This window comes from Rhizobium acaciae (assembly GCF_025941625.1).
GTDB lineage: Bacteria > Pseudomonadota > Alphaproteobacteria > Rhizobiales > Rhizobiaceae > Rhizobium > Rhizobium acaciae.
In genome coordinates, this window is sequence record NZ_JAPCZO010000023.1 from 70,023 (window position 1) to 95,467 (window position 25,445).

Annotated in this window: 28 protein-coding genes and 1 riboswitch; of the genes, 19 read left to right on the forward strand and 9 right to left on the reverse strand. The window is 62.1% G+C overall.

Going from position 1 to position 25,445, the window contains the following annotated elements; genetic code table 11:
- Nucleotides 1–43: 43 nt before the first annotated feature.
- The gene (locus tag OLZ32_RS30030; protein ID WP_264399460.1) at nt 44–1,039 is read right to left on the reverse strand and encodes an AraC family transcriptional regulator; all 996 of its coding nucleotides are present in this window, start codon (nt 1,037–1,039) and stop codon (nt 44–46) included.
- A gap of 69 nt (nt 1,040–1,108) precedes the next feature.
- On the opposite strand from OLZ32_RS30030, the gene OLZ32_RS30035 reads away from it, so the two are divergent.
- Both OLZ32_RS30035 and blh read left to right on the forward strand, forming a co-directional pair.
- Nucleotides 1,109–1,477, forward strand: a complete 369-nt coding sequence (locus tag OLZ32_RS30035) for a DsrE family protein (RefSeq protein ID WP_003540947.1) — start codon at nt 1,109–1,111, stop codon at nt 1,475–1,477.
- 185 nt (nt 1,478–1,662) lie between these two features.
- Nucleotides 1,663–2,943 carry a bifunctional sulfur transferase/dioxygenase Blh gene (gene blh, locus OLZ32_RS30040; protein ID WP_264399418.1) on the forward strand — a complete coding sequence of 427 codons (1,281 nt, stop codon included), beginning with the start codon at nt 1,663–1,665 and terminating at the stop codon, nt 2,941–2,943.
- Between the two features lie 32 nt (nt 2,944–2,975).
- On the opposite strand, the gene OLZ32_RS30045 is transcribed toward blh, so the two are convergent.
- Together OLZ32_RS30045 and OLZ32_RS30050 are read right to left on the reverse strand one after the other, a co-directional pair.
- Nucleotides 2,976–3,359 (reverse strand): type II toxin-antitoxin system VapC family toxin, encoded by a 384-nt coding sequence (locus tag OLZ32_RS30045; protein WP_264399417.1) that lies wholly within the window; start codon nt 3,357–3,359, stop codon nt 2,976–2,978.
- Entirely contained in the window at nt 3,356–3,613 is a 258-nt protein-coding gene (locus OLZ32_RS30050) for a type II toxin-antitoxin system Phd/YefM family antitoxin (RefSeq protein ID WP_264399416.1), read from the reverse strand. Before OLZ32_RS30050 ends, OLZ32_RS30045 begins: the two co-directional genes overlap by 4 nt.
- Before the next feature lie 207 nt (nt 3,614–3,820).
- Nucleotides 3,821–4,076: riboswitch (cobalamin riboswitch) on the forward strand.
- A 176-nt stretch (nt 4,077–4,252) separates the two neighbouring features.
- On the opposite strand from OLZ32_RS30050, the gene OLZ32_RS30055 reads away from it, so the two are divergent.
- Genes OLZ32_RS30055 through OLZ32_RS30065 form a run of 3 tightly spaced genes read left to right on the forward strand, consistent with a single transcriptional unit; the run spans nt 4,253 to nt 7,067 of the window.
- The gene (locus OLZ32_RS30055) at nt 4,253–5,269 is read left to right on the forward strand and encodes an ABC transporter substrate-binding protein (protein ID WP_264399415.1); all 1,017 of its coding nucleotides are present in this window, start codon (nt 4,253–4,255) and stop codon (nt 5,267–5,269) included.
- A complete protein-coding gene (locus tag OLZ32_RS30060; RefSeq protein WP_264399414.1) occupies nt 5,266–6,306 on the forward strand; it encodes a FecCD family ABC transporter permease in 1,041 nt (346 codons plus the stop codon). Before OLZ32_RS30055 ends, OLZ32_RS30060 begins: the two co-directional genes overlap by 4 nt.
- Nucleotides 6,303–7,067 (forward strand): ABC transporter ATP-binding protein, encoded by a 765-nt coding sequence (locus OLZ32_RS30065; RefSeq protein ID WP_017988788.1) that lies wholly within the window; start codon nt 6,303–6,305, stop codon nt 7,065–7,067. Before OLZ32_RS30060 ends, OLZ32_RS30065 begins: the two co-directional genes overlap by 4 nt.
- A gap of 158 nt (nt 7,068–7,225) precedes the next feature.
- Here the strand turns inward: OLZ32_RS30065 and OLZ32_RS30070 are convergent, their stop codons facing one another.
- Nucleotides 7,226–7,717, reverse strand: a complete 492-nt coding sequence (locus OLZ32_RS30070) for an HIT family protein (RefSeq protein ID WP_264399413.1) — start codon at nt 7,715–7,717, stop codon at nt 7,226–7,228.
- 226 nt (nt 7,718–7,943) lie between these two features.
- On the opposite strand from OLZ32_RS30070, the gene OLZ32_RS30075 reads away from it, so the two are divergent.
- Nucleotides 7,944–8,885, forward strand: coding sequence for an MYG1 family protein (locus OLZ32_RS30075; protein ID WP_011652559.1), 942 nt, complete (start codon nt 7,944–7,946; stop codon nt 8,883–8,885).
- A 76-nt stretch (nt 8,886–8,961) separates the two neighbouring features.
- Here OLZ32_RS30075 and OLZ32_RS30080 read toward each other — a convergent pair whose 3' ends face one another.
- Nucleotides 8,962–10,332 carry a lactonase family protein gene (locus tag OLZ32_RS30080; protein ID WP_264399412.1) on the reverse strand — a complete coding sequence of 457 codons (1,371 nt, stop codon included), beginning with the start codon at nt 10,330–10,332 and terminating at the stop codon, nt 8,962–8,964.
- On the opposite strand from OLZ32_RS30080, the gene OLZ32_RS30085 reads away from it, so the two are divergent.
- The gene (locus tag OLZ32_RS30085) at nt 10,331–11,320 is read left to right on the forward strand and encodes a LysR family transcriptional regulator (RefSeq protein ID WP_264424220.1); all 990 of its coding nucleotides are present in this window, start codon (nt 10,331–10,333) and stop codon (nt 11,318–11,320) included. The genes OLZ32_RS30080 and OLZ32_RS30085 overlap by 2 nt on opposite strands.
- Nucleotides 11,321–11,494: 174 nt before the next feature.
- On the opposite strand, the gene OLZ32_RS30090 is transcribed toward OLZ32_RS30085, so the two are convergent.
- Nucleotides 11,495–12,139 carry a LysE family translocator gene (locus OLZ32_RS30090; protein ID WP_264399410.1) on the reverse strand — a complete coding sequence of 215 codons (645 nt, stop codon included), beginning with the start codon at nt 12,137–12,139 and terminating at the stop codon, nt 11,495–11,497.
- A 262-nt stretch (nt 12,140–12,401) separates the two neighbouring features.
- Between OLZ32_RS30090 and OLZ32_RS30095 the strand changes: the two genes are divergently transcribed.
- From OLZ32_RS30095 to modA, 7 genes are all read left to right on the forward strand, one after another.
- The gene (locus OLZ32_RS30095) at nt 12,402–12,791 is read left to right on the forward strand and encodes a c-type cytochrome (RefSeq protein ID WP_264399409.1); all 390 of its coding nucleotides are present in this window, start codon (nt 12,402–12,404) and stop codon (nt 12,789–12,791) included.
- A 144-nt stretch (nt 12,792–12,935) separates the two neighbouring features.
- Nucleotides 12,936–13,754: a cytochrome c oxidase subunit II gene (locus tag OLZ32_RS30100; RefSeq protein WP_017988783.1), complete on the forward strand. Its 819-nt coding sequence runs from the start codon at nt 12,936–12,938 to the stop codon at nt 13,752–13,754.
- Nucleotides 13,755–13,800: 46 nt separating this feature from the next.
- On the forward strand, nt 13,801–15,579 hold the full coding sequence (gene ctaD / locus OLZ32_RS30105; RefSeq protein ID WP_003540933.1) for a cytochrome c oxidase subunit I: 1,779 nt from the start codon (nt 13,801–13,803) through the stop codon (nt 15,577–15,579).
- Nucleotides 15,576–16,295 (forward strand): cytochrome c oxidase subunit 3, encoded by a 720-nt coding sequence (locus tag OLZ32_RS30110; protein WP_029870509.1) that lies wholly within the window; start codon nt 15,576–15,578, stop codon nt 16,293–16,295. The genes ctaD and OLZ32_RS30110 overlap by 4 nt, the downstream gene beginning before the upstream one ends.
- Nucleotides 16,296–16,306: 11 nt before the next feature.
- Nucleotides 16,307–17,026, forward strand: coding sequence for a heme-copper oxidase subunit III family protein (locus OLZ32_RS30115; protein ID WP_029870510.1), 720 nt, complete (start codon nt 16,307–16,309; stop codon nt 17,024–17,026).
- Nucleotides 17,027–17,051: 25 nt separating this feature from the next.
- Nucleotides 17,052–17,417: a cytochrome C oxidase subunit IV family protein gene (locus OLZ32_RS30120; RefSeq protein ID WP_003540927.1), complete on the forward strand. Its 366-nt coding sequence runs from the start codon at nt 17,052–17,054 to the stop codon at nt 17,415–17,417.
- 42 nt (nt 17,418–17,459) lie between these two features.
- The gene (gene modA, locus OLZ32_RS30125) at nt 17,460–18,188 is read left to right on the forward strand and encodes a molybdate ABC transporter substrate-binding protein (protein WP_003540925.1); all 729 of its coding nucleotides are present in this window, start codon (nt 17,460–17,462) and stop codon (nt 18,186–18,188) included.
- Nucleotides 18,189–18,375: 187 nt separating this feature from the next.
- On the opposite strand, the gene OLZ32_RS30130 is transcribed toward modA, so the two are convergent.
- On the reverse strand, nt 18,376–19,413 hold the full coding sequence (locus OLZ32_RS30130; RefSeq protein ID WP_264399948.1) for an AraC family transcriptional regulator: 1,038 nt from the start codon (nt 19,411–19,413) through the stop codon (nt 18,376–18,378).
- Nucleotides 19,414–19,534: 121 nt separating this feature from the next.
- Between OLZ32_RS30130 and OLZ32_RS30135 the strand changes: the two genes are divergently transcribed.
- The 5 genes from OLZ32_RS30135 (at nt 19,535) to OLZ32_RS30155 (ending at nt 24,737) form a co-directional block, all read left to right on the forward strand.
- Nucleotides 19,535–20,986, forward strand: a complete 1,452-nt coding sequence (locus OLZ32_RS30135) for an APC family permease (protein ID WP_264399949.1) — start codon at nt 19,535–19,537, stop codon at nt 20,984–20,986.
- The gene (locus OLZ32_RS30140; protein WP_003540919.1) at nt 20,983–21,156 is read left to right on the forward strand and encodes a hypothetical protein; all 174 of its coding nucleotides are present in this window, start codon (nt 20,983–20,985) and stop codon (nt 21,154–21,156) included. The genes OLZ32_RS30135 and OLZ32_RS30140 overlap by 4 nt, the downstream gene beginning before the upstream one ends.
- A 76-nt stretch (nt 21,157–21,232) precedes the next feature.
- Complete coding sequence (locus OLZ32_RS30145; RefSeq protein ID WP_264399950.1) at nt 21,233–23,221, forward strand: primary-amine oxidase; 1,989 nt, start codon at nt 21,233–21,235, stop codon at nt 23,219–23,221.
- Between the two features lie 75 nt (nt 23,222–23,296).
- The gene (locus tag OLZ32_RS30150) at nt 23,297–24,082 is read left to right on the forward strand and encodes an ATP-grasp domain-containing protein (protein WP_264399951.1); all 786 of its coding nucleotides are present in this window, start codon (nt 23,297–23,299) and stop codon (nt 24,080–24,082) included.
- A 43-nt stretch (nt 24,083–24,125) separates the two neighbouring features.
- Complete coding sequence (locus OLZ32_RS30155) at nt 24,126–24,737, forward strand: dienelactone hydrolase family protein (protein ID WP_264399952.1); 612 nt, start codon at nt 24,126–24,128, stop codon at nt 24,735–24,737.
- A 25-nt stretch (nt 24,738–24,762) separates the two neighbouring features.
- Here OLZ32_RS30155 and OLZ32_RS30160 read toward each other — a convergent pair whose 3' ends face one another.
- Together OLZ32_RS30160 and OLZ32_RS30165 are read right to left on the reverse strand one after the other, a co-directional pair.
- Nucleotides 24,763–25,137: a VOC family protein gene (locus OLZ32_RS30160; protein WP_264399953.1), complete on the reverse strand. Its 375-nt coding sequence runs from the start codon at nt 25,135–25,137 to the stop codon at nt 24,763–24,765.
- A gap of 8 nt (nt 25,138–25,145) precedes the next feature.
- Nucleotides 25,146–25,322 carry a hypothetical protein gene (locus OLZ32_RS30165; RefSeq protein WP_003540910.1) on the reverse strand — a complete coding sequence of 59 codons (177 nt, stop codon included), beginning with the start codon at nt 25,320–25,322 and terminating at the stop codon, nt 25,146–25,148.
- Between the last annotated feature and the right edge of the window lie 123 nt (nt 25,323–25,445).

Here is a 25,445-nt window from a genome sequence, read left to right on the forward strand (position 1 = left end):
CCGTTTCAGGGCCGGTTTTCGGCCAAAGGGTGCGCACTAAAGGCTATTCCCGCGCCGTCGCCCGCCAAGCCGCCGGCGGGGTGGCGAAGGCGCGGGAGAAGGCGCGGTTGAAGGCGGCTTCGGTGGCATAGCCGGCCTCGTAGGCGATCGCCGCGATCGGCTGGCCCGAGGTGGCGAGTGCCACGCTTGCGAGGTAGAGCCGCCAGTCCCTGATATAGCGGATCGGCGATGTCGAAAGCATCGCCTGGAAGCGTTCGGCCAGCGCACTACGCGACATTCCCGATGCCGCGGCCAGTTGCTCCAGCGACCAGTCGCGTTTGGGGTCGTCGTGGATGAGGGAGAGGCAGCGTGACAGCGCCGGATCGGCGAGTGCTGCCAGCCAACCGATCGCATGCGGCTCGGCCATCATGATCTGGTGCCTCAGAATCTCGATGAAGATAATTTCCGTCAGTCGCGGCAGCATCGAGACGCCGCCGGCGCGTGGCCTGTCGACCTCCTCGACCATCTGGCGGATGGTGGCGCGCAGCCAGTCGCCATCATTGGCGGCCCGCGTCCTGACATGGATAAGGCTCGGCAGGGACTGTCGAAGCGGTGCGAAGCTCAGCCCATCCCACTGCAGATAGCCGCAGAGCAGACGCACGCACTGTGTCTCGTCGCCGTAGCGCAGCACGGGAATCTCACGCCATGGCTTCTGCGGCAGATCGCGTGTCGGCAGCACCAGCATGCCGTCTCTGCCTGCACCGAGCTGATGGCCGGTGCCGAAGGGGAAGACCAGTACGTCGCCGGCCTCCAGCTCGCTCTCTTCGCCTTCCGTCTTCAGCCAGCAGCGGCCCTCCACAACGATGTGAAATGGCATCGTGCCCGAGGCCTTGGCCGAAAGGCTCGCTAAGGCCGGCGTGGCATCGGTCTGCCAGTCACCCGTCGGCATGAAGCAGAACTGCAGCGATCCCGAAAGGCGGATGGTCGACAGCAGCGCCGACAGCACGTCGTCACGCGCAACACCCGCAGCGGCTGGATTTTCGGACAAGGCTTCACGCATTCCGGCCAAATACGCGCGCCGCGCGTCCTCCTATCATCAGTGCGTTCAAACCCACTGAAGGAGAATACTATGCAAACTCAATGCGACAAACTGGTCGTGCTCGTCACCAAGGGCATCGAATCCGAACTGTCCTCCGTCGCCTTCACTATTGCCAATGGCGGCATCACCGCCGGGCTGAAGGTCTCGGTATTCCTCACCAGCACTGGGATCGACCTGGTGCGCAAGGGCAGCCAGCGGATGACGCATGTGCCGCCGCTTGATCCACTGTCTAGTCTGATCGAGAATTTCCAGCAGCGCGGCGGCACTATCTGGGCCTGCCCACCCTGCGTGACTTCCCGCGGCTACAACAAGGAAGATTTGCTCGACGGCGTCGTCATCGTCGGTGCCAGCGCCATGCATGCCGAGATCAAGGAGGGTGCTGCGACGCTGTCGTTTTGACGATGCACGGCTGGGCCGAGTGGGAGTTTGGGCGGCGTCTCCCGCCGCCGGCGTCGTCAGGCTTTTCAGGCCGGCGACAGGCACGGAGGAATACCAAGCGCTTATTCTTGCGTTCACCAATATACTTGTGAGATTGTATCGATATACGTGCGATAATGCCTGGTGCGGGCAGCGCGGGGGCTTCGATGACATGCGTGAAGGTCAATGAACTGCTATCGGTGGCGGGGCAGCCCGACGCCGCAGCCTTCGCCGCTTTCGCCGCAGACGGCTTTGCCGCCGTCATCAATGCCCGACCTGATGGCGAGGAGCCGGGCCAGCCGGGTAATACGGCGGAAAAAGCTTCCGCCGCCGCCGCCGGGCTCGCCTACAGCTTCGTGCCGGTGAAGGGGACCGAGATCACCGAAGCCGATATCCGTGCCTTCCAGGCGGCGATGGCCGAGGCCAAGGGGCCGGTCGTCGCTCATTGCAAGAGCGGCACGCGGGCGCTGACGCTCCATGCGCTGGGCGAGGTGCTCGACGGGCGAATGAAGCCCGGGGATGTCGAGGCCTTCGGTCAAAACCTCGGCTTCGATCTTGCCGGCGCGAGGCGCTTTCTGGAGAAGCGGGCAGGGCAGGCGCCTCATGTGAAGGCCTTCTTCGAGCCCCGTACCTGCAGTGTGCAATATGTGGTTTCCGACCCGGCGACCAAACGCTGTGCGATCATCGACCCGGTGCTCGATTTCGACGAGATGTCGGGGGCGACGGCAACGGCCAATGCCGATGCCATCCTCGCTCACATCGAAAGCGAAGGGCTGACGGTTGAGTGGATCCTCGACACCCATCCGCATGCCGATCATTTCTCCGCCGCGCATTATCTGCATGAGAAGACCGGCGCGCCGACGGCGATCAGCGCCCATGTCACCGACGTGCAGAAGCTCTGGAAGGAGATCTACAACTGGCCGGCGCTTAAAACCGACGGCTCGCAATGGGACCAGCTGTTTGCCGATGGCGACACGTTCGAAATCGGTGCGCTTAAAGCCCGCGTGATGTTTTCGCCCGGGCACACGCTCGCCTCGATCACTTATGTGATCGGTGATGCCGCCTTCGTGCACGACACTGTATTCACGCCGGATTCCGGCACGGCGCGCACGGATTTCCCGGGCGGCAGCGCTGCCGCCCTCTGGCACTCGATCCAGGCCATCCTGTCGCTGCCCGAGGAGACCCGCCTCTTTTCCGGCCACGACTACCAGCCCGGCGGCCGGCACCCGCGCTGGGAAAGCAGGGTGGCGGCGCAGAAGCGCGCCAACCCGCATATATCAGGCATCGACAAGGCCGGCTTCGTGGCGCTGCGCCAGGCGCGCGACCGCACGCTGCCGAAGCCGAAGCTGATGCTGCACGCGCTGCAGGTGAATATCCGCGGCGGGCGGCTGCCCGAGCCGGAGGGGAATGGCCGGCGGTATTTGAAGATCCCGTTGGATGCGTTGTGAGGGGCGGCCGGTGCTGGCAACCGCCGGATCGTTCAAAGCGCGTTTTCCACATCGGTCCTTACGAAATCATCCCCCACAAATAGCAGCCGGCACCCATGTTCCCTGGCCACCTCATAGGCGAAGCAGTCGCCGAAGTTCAGGCTGGCGGGGTGGGCGCCTTTGCCCCAGGTGCGGTAGGCTTCGGCAATGCGGCGGGCGGAGGCAGGGGTGACGGCGACGATTTCGAAGCCGAGGCCGTTGATCAGTTGTTCCATCTCATCGCCGACGTTGCGACGGGCCGAGACGATCAAGGCTTCGGCGACCGTGCCGGCGGAGATCAGGAGATCGTCTTCGGCTTCGAGGACGGCAATCAGGGCATCGGCCTGCGGTTCACCAAGCACGATCGCCATCAGGGCGGAGGTGTCGACGGCGATCATTCAGGCAGGCCGTCATCGCCATAGAGGAAATCCTGGCTGCGTGCGGCCGGCGGCCCATCTGCGGCTCTGGCAATGGCGGAGGCCCGCACCGATTCCATCAGCGTCCGGCGGGATTTCCGATCGGGCGCTGCCCTTATCGGAACCAGCTTCACGGCGGCATGACCGTGCCGGGTGAGGATGACCTCGTCCCCGGCTTCGGCACGCCGGACCAGTTCGGTCAATTGCCCCTTGGCATCCGTCACAGACACTCGCATCGTTCGCACTCTCCAGGACCAGTGCAGCCCAGTTTCTTCTAGAAAATTAGACCATTCGCTGGACCATATCAACGGATAATTTTCACAGGTCACGGACGGCGCGGGGACAGTTCGCGCACCGAACGGCGGCATGAAGCTATGTGCGATATATTTATCCGCTGGCGGCATGGCGCCTTCGGAATAGTCATTGACGGCACATGGGCAGGCGACGTAACTGGGCGTGACGGTTCCCTGAAGATGACTCCAAGGGGATTAATAGGGAACACGGTGAGGACGACCCAGTAGGGACCGAGACCGTGGCTGCCCCCGCAACTGTAAGCGGATTGTCGATCATCTCAGGAGTGGCCAGCGACTGGCCATTTCTGAAGGGCTCATGGCCCTGCCACTGCGAGATATCGCGGGAAGGAGGATGAAACGACGGATATCCGCAAGCCAGGAGACCTGCCGTCAATCACGATCCAATCAACCGGGCGGGGATGCCCGGACAAGGAACAGATATGATTGACCTGCTGAACCTTCGCCGAATTCCGGCATGCATCCGTCTCGATTGGGCCTCCTGCGGCTAGCGCGTCTCAGCGTGCTTTCGGTTCGCGCATAGGCGCGGAACGGCCGTGCTTTTTCCCTTCATCGAGGTTTTCCATGCGCCAGATTCTCGCCACCATGACATTTGCCTTCGGGCTCGCCGGCCTTGCGGCACCAAGCCTTGCCGCGACCCGATATCCCTTGACCATCACCAATTGCGGCCAGCAGGTGACCTTCGAAAAGGCGCCGTCCAAAGTCGTTTCGATCGGCCAGGGCATGACCGAAGTTCTCTTCTCGCTCGGCCTTGCCGACAAGATCGCCGGAACGGCCGTCTGGGTCGGCCCCGTCCTGCCGCAATATGCCGAGGCCAACAGCAAGATCAAACGTCTCGCCGACAACGATCCGAGCTTCGAATCCGTCGTCGGGCAGGAGCCTGACCTGGTCGCGGCCGAGTTCGAATGGCATGTCGGCGCACAGGGCTCGGTCGGCAAGCGGGAGCAGTTCAAGGATCTCGGGATCAAGACCTATCTCGCGCCGGCCGATTGCTTTGCCAAGGTCAACACCGATGGCGGCGACGGCGTGCGCGGGGAACTGTTCACGATGGAGCTGATCTACCGAGAGATCGCCGAGCTCTCAGAGATTTTCGACGTGAAGGAGCGCGGCGATGCGCTGATTTCGGAGCTGAAGAAGCGCGAGGCGGATGCCGTCGCTTCGATATCAGGCGCCTCGGGCAAGAACCTGCCCATCGTCTTCTGGTTCTCCAGCAAGGAGGTCAATGGCGACGCCTTCATCGCCGGTAAAAACAGCGCGCCCGCCTATATTCTGAAGACGATCGGCGCGAAGAACGTCGTCACGACGGAAGAGGAATGGCCGCTGGTCGGTTGGGAAACCATCGCCCAGGCGAACCCTGCCGTGATCGTGATCGCAACCATGGACCGCCGCCGTTACGCCGCTGACGATCCCAAGGTCAAGGTCGATTTCCTCGAGAGCGATCCTGTGACCAAGGAGTTGGGCGCGGTCAAGAACAAGCACTTCGTGATGATGGACGCGCAGTCGATGAACCCGACGATCCGCACGATCGACGGTATCGAGACATTGGCGAACGGCATCAAGTCCTTCGGCCTGGCGCAGTGAAGGCGGTGTCGGTCCGGCAACAGGGATGGTGGGCGCTTTCCGCGCTCACCATTGCGGCACTTCTCCTGCTCGGGCTGATGATCAGTCTTGCCGTTTCGATCGGCGAGATCGCGATCCCGCTAGCGACGACGGCGGAGACGGTTTCGAACCGCCTGTTCGGAACGGATTTCGAGCTCAGCCGCATCCACCAGGGCATCGTCTGGGATTATCGTCTGAGCCGCGCGCTCGTCGCTGCCAGCGCCGGCGCATCGCTCTCGCTTTCGGGCGCGATCCTGCAGGCGCTGCTGCGCAATCCGCTGGCCGAACCCTACGTGCTCGGCATCTCCGCCGGCGCCTCGACGGGGGCCGTCTGCGTGATGATCCTGGGCTTCGGCTACGGTGTTCTCGGCCTGTCGAGCGGCGCCTTCATCGGTGCGGTCATTGCCTTTTTGCTGGTCGGCATCCTGGCGACGGGTGCGGGGGGAACCGGTGAGCGCATCATCCTGTGCGGTGTCGCCGGTTCGCAGCTCTTCAATGCACTGACCTCCTACATCGTCACGACATCGGCCAATGCCGAGCAGGCGCGCGGCATCCTGTTCTGGCTTTTGGGTTCGCTCAGCGGCGTGCGCTGGCCCGATGTCTATCTGTCGGTGCCGATCGCTCTTGCCGGCTTCCTCATCTGCATGGCCCATGTGCGGGCGCTCGACGCCTTCGCCTTCGGTACGGATGCCGCCGCCTCGCTCGGCATTGCCGTACGCCGCGTCCAGATCGTGCTGTTCGCCATGACGGCGGCGATGACGGCAAGCGTCGTCAGCATGGTGGGTTCGATCGGCTTCGTCGGCCTCGTCATCCCCCATGCCGCCCGCTTCCTCGTCGGGCCGGCGCATAGGCGGCTGCTGCCGGCAACGGCGCTCGGCGGCGCGATCTACATGGTCGGAGCCGATATCATTTCGCGCATCATTATCCCGCAGCAGATCCTGCCGATCGGGGTCGTCACCGCGCTCTTCGGCGCACCGGCCTTCGCTGTCATCCTCTATCGTGTGCGGGGAAAGACATGAGCATCAGCATCGATGAGGTGAGCTTTGCCGCCGGTAATATCGTCATCGTCAACGGCGTCAGCCTGACGGTGGAAAAGGGCAAGGTGCTCGGCCTGCTCGGACCGAATGGTTCCGGCAAATCGAGCCTTCTCAGATTGATCTGCCGGCTGCGCAGGGTTCGCAGCGGCATCATCCGGCTGGGTGACGACGACATTTCCTCGCTGCCGCGCGCCGCCCTTGCGCGTCGCGTCGCCTTCGTCGAGCAGCAGTCGACGACCGATACGCAATTGACCGTGCGCGACGTGGTGCGGCTCGGCCGGACGCCACATCGCGGGCTGTTGTCGTCCTGGGGCGCGGGAGACGACGCCGCTGTCGACGAGGCCCTGTCGCGGGTGGGCATGCAGGAGAGGGCGGGCCAGCTCTGGCAGACGCTGTCGGGCGGCGAGCGTCAGCGCGTCCATATTGCCAGATCGCTGGCGCAGGCGCCGAGCGAACTGCTGCTCGACGAGCCGACCAACCATCTCGATATCCAGCATCAGCTCGACATTCTCTCGCTGATCTCCAAGCTCGGCATCACCTGCATCGTCGCGCTGCACGATCTTAATCTGGCGGCGATGTTCTGCGATAGGCTGGCGGTACTTCAGAAAGGCGAGATCGTCGCCTCCGGCGCGCCGGAGGAGGTGCTGACCGAGGATATGATCGGCCGGGTCTTCGGCGTTCGCGCCCATGTCCAGAAATCGGCCGTGCACGGCCGGCATCATATCCAGTACGTCATGGATTGACGGATGGTCGGGAATTTCGATCTCAAGGAGGAGATCCGGGATTGTTGGTCGAAACGGTCGGAGACCTTCAACCTCGCTTTCGGCCATAGGATCGCCAGGGGTCACGAGGCCCACGCTGCCTTAGGCCCCTTTCCGGCGACATGCATGAGTACAAAGATCTAAAGTGGCGGAAACCGCATTGCCTCCCGCAGCAACTTGATAGCCTCTGAGACAGAAGGCCCTCTGATCGGCGGCGGCTCTGCGTGTTCACAGAACTCTCGCCAGACAAACAGCGTCAGTTCTGCGCCATCCGTTGCGGTTTCCCCCGGTCCCTCTGCAAATTTCTCGAGCAGGCGATATCGAGCGTCCTTCCAGAACAACTCCTCCACCCAGCCATATATCGGGATCACATGGAAATGGATCGGATAACCGGGCGCGTGTCCATACCGGCCGATATAGACGCGCTGAGCATTCAATTGCCGTTTCAGCGTACTCTGAGCCCTTGCGAGCAATGGGCCGAATTCGGCCAAAGCGTCTTCGGGCAGATCCGACAGATCGTTGGTGTCGGTCTTGGAACTGATCATGAGGTAACCGGGAAGGGCGGAGTTCATGCGGTGGTTCACAAGCCATCCGGCCGTCTCGACAACGTGAAAATGCTGAGGGATCTCCATGGACTGCCTCGTACTCCCGATGCACCTTCAGGGGCTTCGATGAAACCAGCTAGAGACCGGTATTTTGGCGACGTGCGAAAGGACGCTATAACACATTGGATTGCTGCATAATTTTATCATTAAATCGACTCCGGTTTAAGGTATGGGTTGAGATAGCTGCCGGCAACGGCTATCTCCAGCCGACCTGCAGGCGGTTCGTCCGCGAACGACAAGGCGCATAGTTCCCATGATCCCCGATTTCCTCGTCACCCATTCCGGTGGCTTTCATGCCGACGAATTGCTGTCGAGCGTCATCCTGACCCGGCTTTTCCCGCAGGCGCGTATCGTTCGGAGCCGGGCGCCGGAGTGGATCACGCCGGGCGAAGACCGGATCATCTACGATGTCGGCGGAGCCTATGACCCAGCTGCCGGGATATTCGATCACCACCAGCGCGGAGCGCCGCTGCGCGACGATGGCCAGCCTTACAGCTCCTTCGGGCTGATCTGGAAGCATTACGGCCGTGATTATCTCGCAGCCTCCGACCTTCCCGAAGCACATGTCGAGGCGATGCATGGCTCTTTCGACGCCGGCTTCGTGCTGCCGGTCGATCTGACTGATAATGGCGCGCTCAGCCCATCCGGGCCGCTGGCCGGGCTGACGCTGCCGGCGCTGCTGGAGACCCTGAAACCGGTTTTCGACGAGACGGACCCAGAGGCCGACGATCGTGCCTTCCATGCGGCCCTTGCTATTGCCCGCAGTTTCATCGAGGCCAGGATCGCCCAGAGTGCCGCGAAGTTGCGGGCCGAGGCGATCGTGCATCGGGCAATCGAGGCTGCGGGGCAGGGGCGTGTTTTGGAATTGCCGAGGGGCATGCCCTTCCGTCCCGCCATCGTCAAGGCGGGCGCCGATCAGCTGCTGTTCGTCGTTCACCCGCGCGAAAAGGATTGGTGCGTGACCGGCATCCGCCGCGCCGAGGACGGGTTCGAGCTCAGGGCCGACCTGCCGGCGGCCTGGGCCGGGCTCACCAATGGTGCACTGGAGGCGGTTTGCGGCATTGAGGGCGCAAGCTTCTGCCACAACGGCCGCTTCATTGCCGCTGCCAGGACCCGCGAAGCCGCTCTCGCCATGGCCGAGCTGGCGGTAAAGGAGGCGCTTTCGATCGGGGCGCAGTCAAATGGCGGCAGCTGAGGTCGCATTGAGGTCATCAGTCCGACATTGAATGATATTTCCTCAGCTTCGCCGTCTGCGCGAATCTGCTGGCGCCCTACGGTGCGAGATCGACATGGTGGGCGCCATGCGGCAGCGGCACGCGACCGAGCCGCTTAAGCGCCGGCCGGTCGCCTTTTGCGACGCGGAAGACCTCGAGTCCCGGGCCGGCCTCGGGCCCGGCCTCGTCATGGCCTTGGAACACGGTGGCGAGGAAGTGGTCTCCTGTCCGATCGAAGGCGCCGCCTTCCGGCAGGGAACCTTCGAAGGGATATTCGGCGAGCCTGGAGATGGCGCCGGTTGCCGGATCAAAACTCAGAAGCGTGATGCTGGCGTCGCGGTGGAAGCGGGCAGAGCCCGGCAGGAAGGCGGTGCCGCGCATGTTGACGGTGGCGACGAGCCGGCCGTCCGGGCTGATGGCGATGCCCTCGGAGGAGAGACCGGTCTCGGCACCGCCGAGGAGATCGTGGCGAGCCGATTGTGGCGATGTCGCGGGATCGGCGAGCCTGATGACGCTGATCGTCGACGGTGTCTGCGGAATACGGCCCTCCAGGTTCTTGGCGGCGAAGTTTCGGCCCCAGTTGGCGGTGAGATAATGGCGCCCGTCGGGTGTGAAACGGCCGACGAAGGGATCGGCGCCAACCTCCACGACATTGCCCCAGGGGCGCAGGATTGGCGCGTCGTCGGCCCCGGTGACCTCGAAGAAGGCGACCCGGTTTTGCGTGTTGATGTTGACTGCCAGGAAGCGGCCGGAGGGATGCCAGTGGACGTTGGTCGCGGTTACGCCGCCGCGCGGGACCGGCTCAGATCCTCTCACCCCGAGGTCGGCGAGGTCGAACCGGGCGAGGCGGCTGAAGCGGCCATCGCGATAGGTGACGATCTGGACGAAGGCCGCCTCCGGCGTGTTGGAGACGACGGCGATGCTCTCCCCATCAGGGCTGAGTGACAAGGCCTCGGGGAAGGCTTCGATCTCCACCGTGTCGGAGAGGCGGAGTGCTGCGCCGTCCGAAAGGTCGACCGCGAAGAGCCGCCGGCCCGGCGGCAGGTCGCTGATCCGGTTGCCGTCCTCCGGACGTTCGCCCAGCCTTTCCGTGACGAAGGCGGTTTGCCCGTCTTCGCTGAGGGCTAGGATTTCTGGCGCCGAGGTCACCGAATTGGAGACCGGTATCGAACCGGTGACGATCCTGTCCCCGGCTGGCGACATGATCGTCAGCAGATCGCGATAACCGGCATTTCGCGGCGCAAGCTCAGCGGTGCCGTAGGTCCGGGCGAGAAAATCACCGTCGGAGATGACGGCGATCCGGCTCGCCGAGATGCGGCCGAGAATCTCGGACGCTGCTTGCGCGCCTTCGGTGGCTTGCGTGCTCTGGGGCGCGGCGAGGCTGAAGGCGATGGCGAGCGTCGCGGCGGTGAGGACTGGTCCGTTCATGATCCTGCTCCCTTGTTGGCGGTCCTTTGAAAATGCCGTCGATGCTGATAATTTTCCAATCGTAATCCTGTCGCCTGTGATAGATATTTCGCATCAGGAGGCTGTCCTGGACATCCGCTCGCTCGCCTGTTTCGTGGCCGTTGCCGAAGACCTGCATTTCCACCGCGCGGCGGAACGGATGAACCTGACCCAGCCGGCGCTCAGCCAGCGGATCCGGGTGCTGGAAGGCGAGGTCGGGACCGATCTCTTCGAGCGCGACCGTCGCGGCGTGGCGCTGACGCCGGCGGGCGTGGCCTTCCTCGGCCCGGCCCGCGAGGCGGTGCTGCATGCCGGGATGGCGAAGGCCGAAGCCCTGCGGGCGGTGCGCGGCGAGGTCGGGCGCCTGCGGCTCGGCTTCACGCCGATCGCCTTTTACGGTTTCCTGCCAGAGGCAGTGCAGGCATTTGGGGCCCGCTACGCGCAGGTCGAGGTCGATCTCATCGAGATGAATTCGCCTTTGCTGGAAGCCGCCCTTGCATCGGGCGACATCGACCTCGGCGTGTTGCATCCACCGCTTTCGCGGGATCTGATCATCCACTGCCTGCCGGACGAGCCATTCGTGCTGGCGCTTCCGGCGACGCACCGGCTGGCGAAGCAGCCGGTCATTCGCGTCGCCGATCTTGCCGGCGAGCCCCTGCTGCTTGCGCCGCGGGCGATCGGCCCCAGCATATACGACCGTGTGATCGCCCTTTTCAGGGGCGAGGGCATCAGCCCCCGGATTGTCCAGGAGGTGACGCCGATGACGACGCTGGTTGGCCTCGTTGCGGCCGGAACCGGTCTCGGCTTCGTCACCTCGGGCATCGCGAGAGCCGCCCGGCCGGGTGTCGCCTACCGCCCCGTCCTGCCGCCGCCACCATCCCTGCCGATCGCCGCCGCATGGCGCCCGCCGGCTTTGTCGGCGAGCGGCGAGCGCTTCCTAGAGATCGTGAAAGGGTTGGTTATGGAATGAGCCGCATCCGGGGGAGGCCGATCCTGAGATGCTCGGGCCAAAGGCTGGAGCCTCGATGGCCCAGGAGAGCCTCATGCTGAGATGCGAAGCCCTGGCGGCAGGTCGCTGATCCTGTTGCCGCCCCTGCGGACGTTCGGCCTGCCTTTCCGTGACGAAGGCGGTTTGCCGTCTTCGCTATCCGGCCTGCAATGTTGCCATCTTGGCGCCGAAGCCGATGAAGACCACGCCTGTCGCGGCTTTCAGCCAGCGCTGGAAGCGCTGGTTGCGCGCAGCTCTGGCGAGCCTCGCAAAGATCATAACCATCGAGCCGAACCAGATGACGTTGAGGCTGGCATGGACGGTGACCAGAACGAAAGCCTCGCCGATCGCGGCCCGGCCATTGGCGTCGTGATGGATGAACTGCGGGAAGACCGCGAGGTAGAACATCGACACCTTCGGATTCAGGGCGTTGGTGAGGAAACCCTCGAGGAAGGCACGTGGGAGGTGCCTTACCTTACGGGAAGGGGTTACTGACGTTACGGCAGCATAACCGCGCCAGGCGCCGACCAGCGCCTTGATACCGATCCAGCAGAGATAGGCGGCGCCAATCATCTTGACGAGGAGGAAGGCCTGCGCCGACTGCGCCAGCAGCAGGGAGATGCCGCAGATCGACAGGGTGCCGTGCACATAGAAGGCGGCGACGAAGCCGGCAATATTGGCGAAACCGGCGCCACGCCCCGAGGTCGGCACCGTCTTGGCGATGAGGACGCCGTTGGGGCCGGGGGAAATGATGAGCAACGCGGCGACGAAAGCAAAAGACAGAATTTCAGCAATCGACATTGCGCGCCTTTCCTGGGCCCGGTTTCGACTATCGGGGCTTCGAGCAAGTATGTCGTCGCCGATACCGGCGTCAATATCCAATCTTCGAGGCTGACGGACCCTCCTGGGAGGACTGGAACAGGCCCGGCCGCGCCCAAATTGTGGAACCGATTGACTTGCACCGGCGAAAGACTAAGCTTTATGCCATAGCAACCACCACCCACACGCGAGAGATAACGGAGGGGGCGAGTGGCTGGCGACCTTGAGGAGGATGAGGTTTGCCGTGGATTACCGTGTTGTTCTGCTGATCGCCACATCCGTCATTGCTCTTTGTCCTGGTAACGCCGGGGCGCAGGAGGGCGATGCGACGGCGGGTGCTGCCGTTTTTAAGAAATGCGTGACCTGTCATGTCGCCGATTCCGATACGAACAAGGTCGGCCCGTCGTTGAACGGGCTGTTCGGCCGGAAGGCCGGAACGCATCCCAATTACGCCTATTCGGCCGGGATGAAGGCGGCCGGCGAGGGCGGTCTCGTCTGGGACGAGACGGTGCTGCGCGACTATCTGCACAATCCGAAGGGGAAGGTGAAGGGTACGAAGATGGCCTTCGTCGGGGTGAAGGACGACCAGGAAATCACCAATCTCATCGCCTATCTCAAGCAATATTCTAAGTGATGGGTAATACGCCAAATGGCGGCTCGCGGCCGGGCGCATGCCTAAATTGCCGTAATTGCCGATATTTTCTATCTGTGCGATAATAAACACGGACTTTTTGCGGAATGCGGTTTCACGGGTCGACCTGCTCGAGGAGGAGCGGACATGGCTGTCGTGCTGATCCTCGTCCTGATTGTCGTCGGCTCCGTGCTGTTCCATGTGCTGAGCCCGTGGTGGTGGACGCCGATCGCGTCCAACTGGACCTATATCGACACCACCCTCGTCATCACCTTCTGGATCACCGGCATCGTCTTCGTGGCGGTGGTTTTGTTCATGGCCTATTGCGTCTTCCGCTTCCGGCACAAGCCGGGCAACCGTGCACATTACGAGCCCGAGAACCGCAGGCTGGAATTGCTGCTGGGAGGGGGAACGGCGCTCGGCGTTGCGGCGATGCTGGCGCCCGGCCTGATTGTGTGGAACCAGTTCATCACGGTGCCTGTCGATGCCGCATCGGTCGAGGTCGTCAGCCAGCAGTGGCTGTGGAGTTTCCGGCTGCCCGGAGCCGACGGAAAGCTCGGCCGCGCCGAAACCGGCGACGTGACCCCCGAAAACCCGCTCGGCCTTGATAAAAACGACGCAAGCGGCCTTGACGACGTCATCATCGAGGGCGGCGAACTGCATCTGCCGATCGGCAAGCCGGTGCACATATTGCTGCGCTCGGTCGATGTGCTCCATGATTTCTACGTGCCGGAATTCCGCGCCAAGATGGACATGATACCCGGCATGATCACCTATTTCTGGTTCACGCCGACGCGGACAGGGACCTTCGACATCCTCTGCGCCGAACTCTGTGGCGTCGGCCATGGGCAAATGCGCGGCACCGTCGTTGTCGAGGAGGATGCGGACTACCAGACCTGGCTCGGGCAGCAGCAGACATTCACCCAGCTTACGGCGTCATCGGGAAAAACGCTGCCGGTTCAGTGAACCCGCAGCGGTCGCAGACCGCTGGGAGAGGAAGGGAAGAGAGATCATGGTCGAGATTCCATCCGACAGCGCAGGCGCCATCCCCTCTGCCGAAGTCGAGGATGTCGAACTCTATCATCCGAAAAGCTGGTGGACGAAATATGTCTTCAGCCAGGATGCCAAGATCATCGCCGTGCAATATTCGCTGACGGCGATCGCAATCGGCCTGGTAGCGCTGGTGCTCTCCTGGCTGATGCGGATTCAGCTCGCCTTTCCCGGCTATTTCACCTTCATCGATGCCGATCACTATTATCAGTTCATCACCATGCACGGCATGATCATGGTGATCTATCTGCTGACCGCACTGTTCCTCGGCGGCTTCGGCAATTACCTCATTCCTCTGATGGTCGGCGCGCGCGATATGGTGTTTCCATACGCCAACATGCTGAGCTATTGGATTTACCTGCTCGCAGTGCTGATCCTCGCTGCGGGCTTCTTCGCCCCCGGCGGCCCGACGGGGGCCGGCTGGACGCTCTATCCGCCACAGGCGGTTCTGTCAGGCACGCCTGGCGGCAAGGACTGGGGTATCCTGCTGATGCTCTCCTCGCTGATTGTCTTCATCATCGGCTTCACCATGGGTGGGCTGAACTATGTGGTGACTGTGCTGCAGGGGCGGGCGCGCGGCATGACACTGATGCGCATGCCGCTCACCGTCTGGGGCATCTTCACCGCGACCGTGATGGCGCTGCTCGCCTTTCCCGCCCTCTTCGTCGCCTGCGTCATGATGATGTTCGATCGCCTGCTCGGCACGAGCTTCTTCATGCCTGCCATCGTCGAAATGGGCACGCAGCTGCAACATGGCGGCGGCAGCCCGATCCTCTTCCAGCACCTCTTCTGGTTCTTCGGGCATCCGGAGGTCTATATCGTCGCATTGCCGGCCTTCGGCATCGTTTCCGACCTGATCAGCACGCATGCGCGCAAGAACATCTTCGGCTACCGCATGATGGTCTGGGCGATCGTCATCATCGGCGCGCTCAGCTTCGTCGTCTGGGCGCATCACATGTATGTCAGCGGCATGAACCCGGCCTTCGGCTTCTTCTTCGCCACGACGACGCTGATCATCGCCGTCCCGACGGCGATCAAGGTCTACAACTGGGTGCTGACGCTGTGGCGCGGCGACATCCACCTGACCCTGCCGATGCTCTTCGCGCTCGCCTTCATCGTCACCTTCGTCAATGGCGGGTTGACGGGCCTGTTCCTCGGCAACGTCGTCGTCGACGTGCCGCTGTCGGATACGATGTTCGTCGTCGCGCATTTCCACATGGTCATGGGGGTCGCGCCGATCCTCGTCATCTTCGGGGCGATCTATCACTGGTATCCGAAGGTGACGGGACGCATGCTGAACGACGTGCTCGGCCATATCCACTTCTGGATCACCTTCCTCGGCACCTATGCGATCTTCTTTCCGATGCACTATCTCGGCCTGCTCGGCGTGCCGCGCCGCTACTTCGAGATGGGAGAGACGGCCTTCGTTCCGCCTTCGGCCCATACGCTGAACATCTTCATCACCGTCATGGCGCTGATCGTCGGGGCCGGACAGATGGTCTTCCTGTTCAATCTGGTCTGGAGCCTTTTCCGGGGCAAGGAGTCCGGCGGTAATCCGTGGCGGGCGACGACGCTCGAATGGCAGACGCCGCAGACGCCGCCAGCCCACGGCAACTGGGGAAAGGATCTGCCTGTCGTCTACCGCTGGGCCTATGACTACAGCGTGCCCGGGGCGGCCGAGGACTTCATTCCGCAGACCGTGCCGTCAGGCGGCGGCGTCACACGGGAGGTCCACGCATGAACGTCATGCTGATCTTCCTTGCCGCAGTCGCCGCCATTATCTTCTGGTGGCTTTCCGGGCAGCGGTTGACCTCGAAGCCCTGGCTCGAAACCGGGTCGGTGCAGCTGCCGGGTCATGACGGTGCCGAGCGGCAAAGGCTGCCGGCGCCGGCGGTGAAAATCGGGCTCTTCGTGTTTCTCGGCGTCGTCGGCGCCGTCTTCAGCCTTGCCGTCAGCGCCTATTTCATGCGCATGGCGTCGACCGACTGGTGGGCGACACCTGTTCCCCGGCTGCTCTGGGTGAACACTGCGGCACTGGCCTTAAGCAGCACTGCCTTGCAATGGGCGAAAAGAGAAGCAGGGCATGGTCGCATGGAGGTGCTGCGACCGGCGCTTGCTGCAGGGCTTGCGCTTGCCATCTTCTTCCTCGTCGGACAAATCCAGGCATGGCGGGAGCTGACGGCGGCCGGGTACGTGCTGGCCGATAATCCTTCCAACAGTTTCTTCTACATGCTGACCGGCCTGCACGGCCTGCATATCCTCGGCGGGCTTGCTGTGCTCGCACACACGACGGTCAGGGCTTTTTCAACGGCTGTGGCGACGGACAGGCTGCGCCTCAGCGTCGATCTTTCCGCCATCTACTCGCATTTCATGCTCGCCGTTTGGCTGTTGCTCTTCGCGCTCTTTGCCGGATGGGCGAATGATTTCGTCGATCTCTGCCGCACACTGCTCAGTTAGGAGATTTGCAGATGGCACATCCTGTCCAGACACACGGCGAGCCAGGCCTCAGCCCGGTCGGCCTGCGCGGTGTCGCCGCCGATTTCAGCTCGGATCAGCGCGCCTTCAAGACCGCCTCCTGGGGCAAGGCGATGATGTGGATCTTCCTCTTGAGCGACACCTTCGTCTTCGGCTGTTTCCTGATCGCCTATATGACCGCCCGGATGTCGACGCCTGTTCCATGGCCCAATCCGAGCGAGGTCTTCGCGCTGCATATCGGCGGCCAGGACGTTCCGCTGATCCTGATCGCGATCATGACTTTCGTGCTGATCTCGAGCAGCGGCACCATGGCGATGGCGGTCAACTTCGGCTATCGCCGCGACCGCCGCATGACTGCCATGCTGATGCTGCTCACGGCGGTTCTCGGCGCAGGCTTCGTCGGCATGCAGGCCTTCGAATGGACGAAGCTGATCACTGAAGGAGTGCGCCCCTGGGAAAACCCGTGGGGCGCGGCACAGTTCGGATCGACCTTCTTCATGATAACAGGCTTTCACGGCACCCATGTCACGATCGGCGTCATCTTTCTGCTGATCGTCGCCCGCAAGGTCTGGCGGGGCGATTTCGACGTAGAACGGCGCGGCTTCTTCACCAGCCGGAGAGGCCGCTACGAGGCCGTCGAGATCATGGGCCTCTACTGGCACTTCGTCGACCTAGTCTGGGTCTTCATCTTCGCGTTTTTTTATCTGTGGTAGGGCTTCTATCTGTAGTGAGGTCGTCATGAACGAGACAGCGGCGCATGCACAAAGCCAAACGGTGCATGCACAAACACACACCGGACAGCAGCACCCGATCCGGCTCTATCTCTTCGTCTGGGGCCTGCTCTTCGTGCTCAGCGCCTTTTCCTACATGGTCGACTATCTCGGCATCCAGGGTTATCTCAGGTGGACGTTGATCCTCATCTTCATGATGCTGAAGGCGGGGCTGATCGTTGCCATCTTCATGCACATGGCCTGGGAACGGCTGGCGCTCGTCTACGCCATCCTGCTGCCGCCGCTGCTGGTGCTGGTCTTCGTGGCGCTGATGGTATCGGAAGCGGACTACACGATCTTCACCCGGCTGGCGTTCTTTGGGGCTGGGCCGTAGGGTCTGTTGGACAGGATGGACAGATCGGAGCGGACTTCGGCCATGACCCAGGAAATCCGCCTTTTTGGCGCTATTGCGGTCCGACCCGCCGTCCTTGCTCTCATATCCCAGTTCGAAACGGACACAGGATTCACAGTTGAGGTCAAGTGGGAGCTCAATCCTGTCGTCAAGAAGCAGATTGAAGCTGGGGAGCCTTTTGACCTCGTCATCACCAATCCGAACCTGGTTGAGGATCTGGCCGTCTTGGGAAAAGTCAAGGCGGGGAGCGAGGTCGCGTTCGGCCGGATAGCAATGGGGGTGGCGGCCAAGGCAGGCGGTCGGCCGCTCGACATCGGGTCGGTGGAAGCATTCAAACATGCGTTGAAGAGCGCCAGATCGATCGCCTACGCCAGTGAAGGAAGCAGCGGCGGCTACTTCTCCGGTTTGCTGGAACGCTTGGGAATAGCCGATGAGGTGAAGCCCAAGCTGGTGGCCATATCAGGAGGGCAGACAGCGCCGGCCGTAGGCCGCGGGGAGGCCGAGTTGGGCGTCGTTCCCGTGACTTCGATTCTCGCCGCCGCTCCCGAGGTCATGCTTGTCGGTCGGTTTCCGGCAGAACTCCAAAGTTACATTGACTTCGCTATTGGCATCAGCGCCGATTCAACGGACGCAGAAGCAGCCAGGCAGCTGTCGGATTTTCTGACGTCGACGGCCGTTGATGACATCCTGGCGGCAAAGGGCGTCGAGCGCCGCCACCGGGCAGGCGCAACGCCCAAGAGAGCTTCATCCTGAAGTGCCCCGAAAGGGCCTCGAAGGGCGAGGCGGGTGGTCCGGCGTTAGATACAATGGCGCAAGAAGCGGCATTGCGGCGTGTCCTTCGAGGCGATCCTGCAGATCGCACATCAGGATGAGGGGCGTTGGAGAATGCCGCGATCTGGCGTGGCAGCAATCGGTGATCTCCGTTGCCGTGCATCTTCGATCAACCTGTCGAAGATGGGTAGTTCCCCTTCTTTTCCCAGGATCGCAGCGCACGCCATAGCACGGTGTTGTCTGCATAACCCAGCAGACGCGCAATCTCGGACATCGGTGCTGCATGTCGGTCGCCGAGATAGTGGGCGGCGAGTGTCTGGCGGTGCTGGCGAACGAGATCGCGAAGCGACACGCCTTCCTCCGACAGCCGGCGCTGCAGGCTGCGCGGCGACATCTTCAGTTCGGCGGCAAGCGCTGCGACCGTGACCGGCTTGCGGCCGAGATAGATGCTGATCAGAGCCTGGACCTTTTCCGTGACGATATCGCCGGCCGCCGGCTCGTTGACCAGATCGCCGATATGCCGCTCCAGGATTTCGATCAGGCTTTTGTCTTCCGCACGGTGCACACGGTCAGCCTCCGCCTTGTTCATGACGATCCGGTTGCCGGACTGGCCGAACAGGATGGGCGCGCCACAGATGCGTTCCAGCGCACTGGCGTCGCGCGGGGCGTGATGCTCGAGCTGTATTTCGATCGGCCGCCAGCCACGGCGGAAACACGAACGGACGAGCTGACAGGAGGCGGCGATCGTGAATTCGCTGTCCTGCCGGCGCGGCCACATCGCTGGATCGACGATCCGATAGCTCCAGACAAAATCGCCATTTTCCTCGAACACGCCGGAACTGGTCGCGCCTTGTACCGCGTTGACATATTTCGACAGCCGCTCGAAAGCGCTGCGAATGGTCGGCGAGAGCGCAAAGACCATGCCGATGGGGCCGATGTCGGCGGGCTTGAAGCCGGTGCCCATGCGGGCTCCCAGTGCCGGTTCACTTGTTATTGTCGCGGCCTCTTCGAACAGCGCGACATAACGCGCCATGGGCAGGACAGCGTAGGGATCTTCCAATTGCGAGCGAAGAATGCCGTGCGAAGCGAGAAGAAGGTCGGTTTTCCCGGATCTTTTATCGATTTGTTGCACCAGCGGGATCAAGACGGAGGCTCGAATTGAAGCAACTGCGGGCATGCGGCTGATCAAATGCGATGCAACTGCCATTTTCAGCGTCTCCGGTGACCTTCGTGGCGCGAATTATCGATTCATTGGCATAAACTGCAATTTCGGGGCCAGATCGCCGCGCTTACCTTCTTGGCAACAAACAAGCAAAGAGGGGTTCTCCATGACACTGGAAGCAAGCATACCCGTACCATCATTGCCGGAGCGTCGTCTGGCCAGGGACTCGGTGGGCCTTGCCCATATCGTGTTCTTCGTCGTTGCCGCGGCCGCGCCGCTGACGGCTGTCGTCGGCGCTTCGCCGGCCGCCTTTGCCTTTGGCAATGGCGCAGGCGTCCCCGGCGCTTTCGTGCTTGCCGGCCTGCTCTACCTGCTCTTCTCGGTCGGCTTCACCGCGATGAGCCGGCATGTGGGCGGGGCAGGAGCCTTCTATACCTATATCACCCATGGCATCGGCAAGCCGGCTGGCGTGGGTGGCGCCTTCATGGCGCTGGTCACCTATAGCGCGGTTCAGATCGCCATCTATGGCCTGTTCGGTTTCTTCATGGCCAATGCCATAGCGCCGCTTGGGCTGGTCCTGCCCTGGTGGGCCTGGGCCTTCGCGGCACTGGTCGTCGTGCTAGTCTGCGGTCAACGCAACATCGCCTTCTCAGGCGCGATCCTCGGCGTCTGCATGATTGCCGAAATCGCCATATTGCTGGTTCTGGATCTTGCCATCGTCTTTTCTGGCGGCGGACCGGAAGGCATCAGCTTCTCCTCCTTCATGCCATCGTCGGTCTTTGCGCCCGGTCTCGGCGTGGCGCTGGTCTTCGTCATCGGTTCCTTCATCGGCTTCGAAGCGACGGCCATTTTCGGCGAGGAAGCCGAGGATCCGGAAAAGACCATTCCCCGCGCCACCTATGTTGCCGTGCTGCTCATCACCCTCTTCTATGCCTTCTCCACCTGGGCAATCGTGCAATTCTACGGTCCGGGCAAGGTACAGGCCTCTGCTGCTGCCAGTCTCGACGGCCTCTATTTCACCGCCGCCAATTCCGTGCTTGGCCCATGGTCGAGCCAGGTGATGAACGTCCTGCTGATCACCAGCCTGTTTGCCTGCATCCTGTCCTTCCACAATACGCTCAACCGCTATTTCTTCGCCCTCGGCCGTGAAGGCCTGGCCGCCAGGGTGCTTGGCAAGGTTCACGCCAAACATGGCTCCCCCTATGCTGCAGGTCTTCTGCAAAGTCTGGTCGCGGCCGTCGTCCTTGGCCTGTTCGTGATCTTCGGTGCCGATCCCTACACTGTCGTGTTCTCGTGGATGGCGGCGTTGGCAGGTATCGGTATCCTGCTGGTGCAGGTGCTTGTCTCCGTCGCGATCATCATGTTCTTCCGCAAGACGCCGAACAGATATAGCGCCTGGACCACGATGATCGCTCCGGCGCTGGCACTCCTCGGCCTCGTTGGTTCGCTGGTGCTGGTCAGCTCCAATCTTTCACTCCTTTCCGGCAGTGAAAGCCTGATCGTCAAGGCTTTCCCCTATGCCATGGTGCTGGTGGGCATTCTTGGCGCGCTGTTTGCGATCCGGGTCAAGAGATCCAAGCCCGCTCTCTACGCCTCGCTTGGAAAGGTCTTCGAATGAGTGCGGTTGCTGAATTTTCACCCGTCGATCGCCTTCTGGTTCTCGCGGTCGCGATCCTCGCCGGCGCAACATTGCTGGTTGCCGTCGAGGCACACGCCTTCTGCTCTCTGTTCTGCATTCATGCAGACCAGATGATGATCGAGACGCAGATCTGCTCCGGTCGATCCTGATCACCGCAGCTAGCGACGCGCCATGCTGCGTCGTCTCTTCCGAAACCAAGAGGCCAAAAACCAAAGAGGTATATCCATGGACGCCGTTGTCGCAGTCACCCATCCGCTCGATCCCCTGAGCCTCGACGAGATCGCTTCTGCCATTGCCATACTCAAGGATACGCAGACACTGGCAGCCACCTTCCGCTTTCCGATCACCCGGCTGGAGGAGCCGACCAAGGCGGATCTTGCCGCCTATCGCCTGGGCGACAGGCTGCCGCGGCTCGCCTTCATCCTGGCAATCGACATCAGCAATGGCGAAACCTTCGAGGGTATCGTCAACCTGACTGCCGGCACGGTGTCCTCCTTTATCCGGCTGCCTCTCGATGAACTGCCCTATGGTCAGCCGCCGATCATGCTGTGCGAATTCGAAACCGTTGAAGGCACCGTCAAATCCGATCCGCGCTGGATCGCTGCCGTCAAGAAGCGCGGCATTACGGATGAGGATATTCCGCTCATCCAGATCGATCCTTTTTCCTCGGGCTATTTTGGCCGCGAATTCGAGAAGGGAAAGCGCATCGTCCGCGCCGTATCCTATTGGCGCGAGGATGTCCGTGACAACGGCTACGCGCATCCGATCGAGGGCGTGGTGGCGGTGGTCGATCTGATCACCAACCGGGTGGTCGATCTCGTCGACGATGAGAAGATCATTCCGGTCCCGAGGAAGAAGCGCAATTATGGCCGCGAAACCTTCCCGGAACCGCGGCCCGATCTCACGCCGCTGCATATCGTTCAGCCGCAAGGGCCGAGCTTTACGGTCGACGGCTGGAAAGTCGAATGGCAGAACTGGAGTTTCCGTGTCGGTTTCACCCCGCGCGAAGGCCTCGTTCTGCATGAACTCGGCATCAAGGATCAGGGCAGGCTGCGGCCCGTCGTCTTTCGCGCCAGTGTCACCGAAATGGTCGTGCCCTATGCCGATCCGACCGCGAACCACTATTGGAAGAGCGCCTTCGATGCCGGCGAATATGGCCTCGGACGCCTGGCCAATTGCCTCGAACTCGGCTGCGACTGCCTCGGCCATATTCACTATTTCGACGTGCCGGCGGCGGATGATCTCGGCCAGCCTTTCATCATGAAGAACGCCATCTGCATGCATGAGGAGGATTACGGCATCCTCTGGAAGCATTACGAATTCCGCAACGGTATTTTCGAAGTGCGCCGTTCGCGCCGCCTCGTCATCTCCTTCTTCGCAACGGTCGGCAACTATGATTACGGCTTCTACTGGTATCTCTACCAGGACGGCACGATCCAGCTCGAAGCCAAGCTCACCGGCATCATCCAGACGGCGGCGGTCGCGACCGGCGAAACCTATCCATGGGGCGGCATGGTCGATGACAATCTCGGCGGTCCGACCCACCAGCATTTCTTCAATGCGCGCCTGCACATGGATGTCGATGGCGGCGACAATACCGTGACCGAGCATGAGTTCGTGCCGCGTCCCTGGGGGGAGGACAATCCGTATGGCAATGTCTTCGATACCAGGAGCCGTGTGCTGAAGCGCGAACTCGATTCGCCGGCAGTCGCCAATGGCGAGACCGGCCGTTACTGGAAAGTCTCCAATCCCAACATAGAGAACAGCGTCGGCAAGGCGCCGGGCTACAAGATTGTCGTCATGCCGTCGCCGGTCATGCTTGCCCAGCCGGATTCGACCGTTGCCCAGCGCGGCGGCTTCGCCAAGAAACACATCTGGGTCACGGCCTTCGATGCCAGGGAAAAATATGCGAGCGGCGATTATCCGAACGTGCATGCCGGCGGCGACGGCCTGCCGGGTTACGTCAAGCAGAACCGCGAAATCGAGAATGCCGATGTCGTGCTTTGGCATTCCTTCGGCCATACCCATGTCTGCAAGCCCGAGGATTTTCCAATCATGCCGGTGGAATATGCCGGCTTCACGCTGAAACCGAACGGCTTCTTCGCATCCAACATCGCCATGGACCTGCCGCCGGAAGAAAACAGCCAGAGCGTCGACAATCGCCTGCAGCGTTCGGCCGATGACACCGGAAACGGTTCCTGCTGCCACATGTAGCTGCAATGCTATGGCTGTTCCCTTTTAAATAGCTTTTTGGTAGTCCGACGGATTGTAAGAAAGGCAGGGAACAGAATGCAGTGGCTTCTCCAGCAGTTCGAAGATACCAGCAAGCTGGCCGAGGCGCTCGACCAGCTCGGAATCTGCTACACATGGCACAAGGTCGTACCGTTCGTCGGCGAGCTCATCCCCGAGCCGGTCGTTGCGGATCCGGGTTCAGTGGTCATGTTCGGCTCCTACACGCTGTGGAAGAACGCCGAGGCGAACGGTTACCGGCCGGGTGTCTTCAAGCTGCGTCCTTTCGTTCACGAAGAGGTGTGGCATCCTTACCTCCTCAACGGCGCCGATGCGCTGTTCCTGACACTCCGGGATGTCCCCCAGCGTCTGGCGGATGACGGCAGGGACTGGTTCCTGCGTCCGGTCGACGACAGCAAGGAGGAGCCCGGAAATGTCAAGTCGACCGGCGAGATCATCCGCATGGCAGAGAGGGTGCTGGCGCTCGACGAAGATGAAATCCCGAACGGATCGCTTCGTCACGACACGCTGCTAATGCTGACCGAGCCTGTCCGCATCCTCAGCGAATGGCGTCTCTGGGTGGTCGACGGCCGGATCGTCACCTATTCGCTCTACAAGGCTGGATCGCGGGTCGTCCACCGCCACGAGATCGATGGCGATGCGCTGGACTTCGGGCAGCGCATGGTTGATATCAATCCTGGGTATTCTCAGGCCTATGTCATCGACATCTGCCGCACCGAAGAGGGATTGAAGCTGCTCGAGACCAACTGTCTCAATGCCGCCGGGTTCTACGCCGCAGATCTCGTGAAGCTGGCGGCGGCGATCGACGGCCTGGCCCGGGCCTGACGTCTTCCCGGCGAGGGAATGACGCTGTAGAGTTGCAGAATGTTTGCCCGACCATCCCACATGGAGGCTCCGCATGGCTCAGGTCCTGTTGTTTCACCACGCGCAGGGGCTGACCCCAGGTGTGCATGCGTTCGCCGATGACATCAGGGCAGCCGGCCATATCGTGCACACGCCCGATCTGTTTGACGGGCGCACGTTCCCGAGCATCGAAGAGGGGCTGGCCTATATCGGTGAGATCGGATTCGACGAGGTCAGGGAGCGCGGCGTGCGCCTCGCCGACGCCTTGCCTGCCGGGCTCGTCTATGCCGGGTTCTCCTTCGGTGTGCTGCCGGCGCAGAAGCTGGCGCAGACGCGGCCCGGCGCCCGCGGGGCTCTGCTCTTCTACTCCTGCCTGCCGATCAGCGGCGAGTGGGCCTTCGGACCCTGGCCGGACGGCGTCGCGGTGCAGATCCACGGCATGGACAACGATCCGATTTTCGTCGGCGAGGGCGACATCGACGCCGCCCGCGAGATCGTGGAAAAGGTCGAGGACGCGGAGCTTTTCCTGTACCCAGGCGATCAGCATTACTTTGCCGACAGCTCGCTGCCGTCCTATGATGCGGATGCGACCGCGCTGCTCACCCTCCGCGTGATCGAGTTCCTGAATCGTGTCTGACCCAGACATTCCGGCCCGGATCGAACTATTCGGACGCCACGCAGAAATTATTGCCTTCGGGATCATTCAAGACCGTATAGCCATCCGCTTCGCGGACGAAGCTCGCTCCGAGGGATAGAAGCCGGTCTACCTCCCTGGCCCGATCGGGGGTGGCAATATCGAGATGAAGCCGGTTGCGGGCGGGGCGTTCCCCTTGGCGAAGGTGGAAGCAAAGGCGTGTTCCAGGACCTTCGACCATCACGGTCGGGTCAGTCTCGGGTGTCAACCCGAGGGCGGCAAGACGGGCCAGTTCTTCTTCGTCATATGACATCACCTCGTAGCCATCGAGCGCCTCCGCCCAGAACCGGGCGACACGCGAGGGAATGTCGCAATCAATGACGATTTCTTTCAGCCTTGCCATGGAACCCTTCAAGAATTGTTGGGCCGGCGACGGCAAACGCGTTCGACGAGAGCGCCACCGACGGCCGGCAGCAATGCGAAAAGCACGAGCTGCGGTGTCTCCGTCAGCGCCAACAGGCCAGACATGAGGAAGGCGACCAATAATCCTGCCAGCACCCCGGCTGCATAGGGCAGATAATCCTTCAAGAAAGCCTCCGTCTTGTGCTGATCTCAAACAGAAGGGGCATTATTGGCTTGAGATAGAGATCTTTGCGGTATCGGCAATGGCTGGTTGCGGCCGAACCTCACGTCGTCCGATCGGTTTATGCG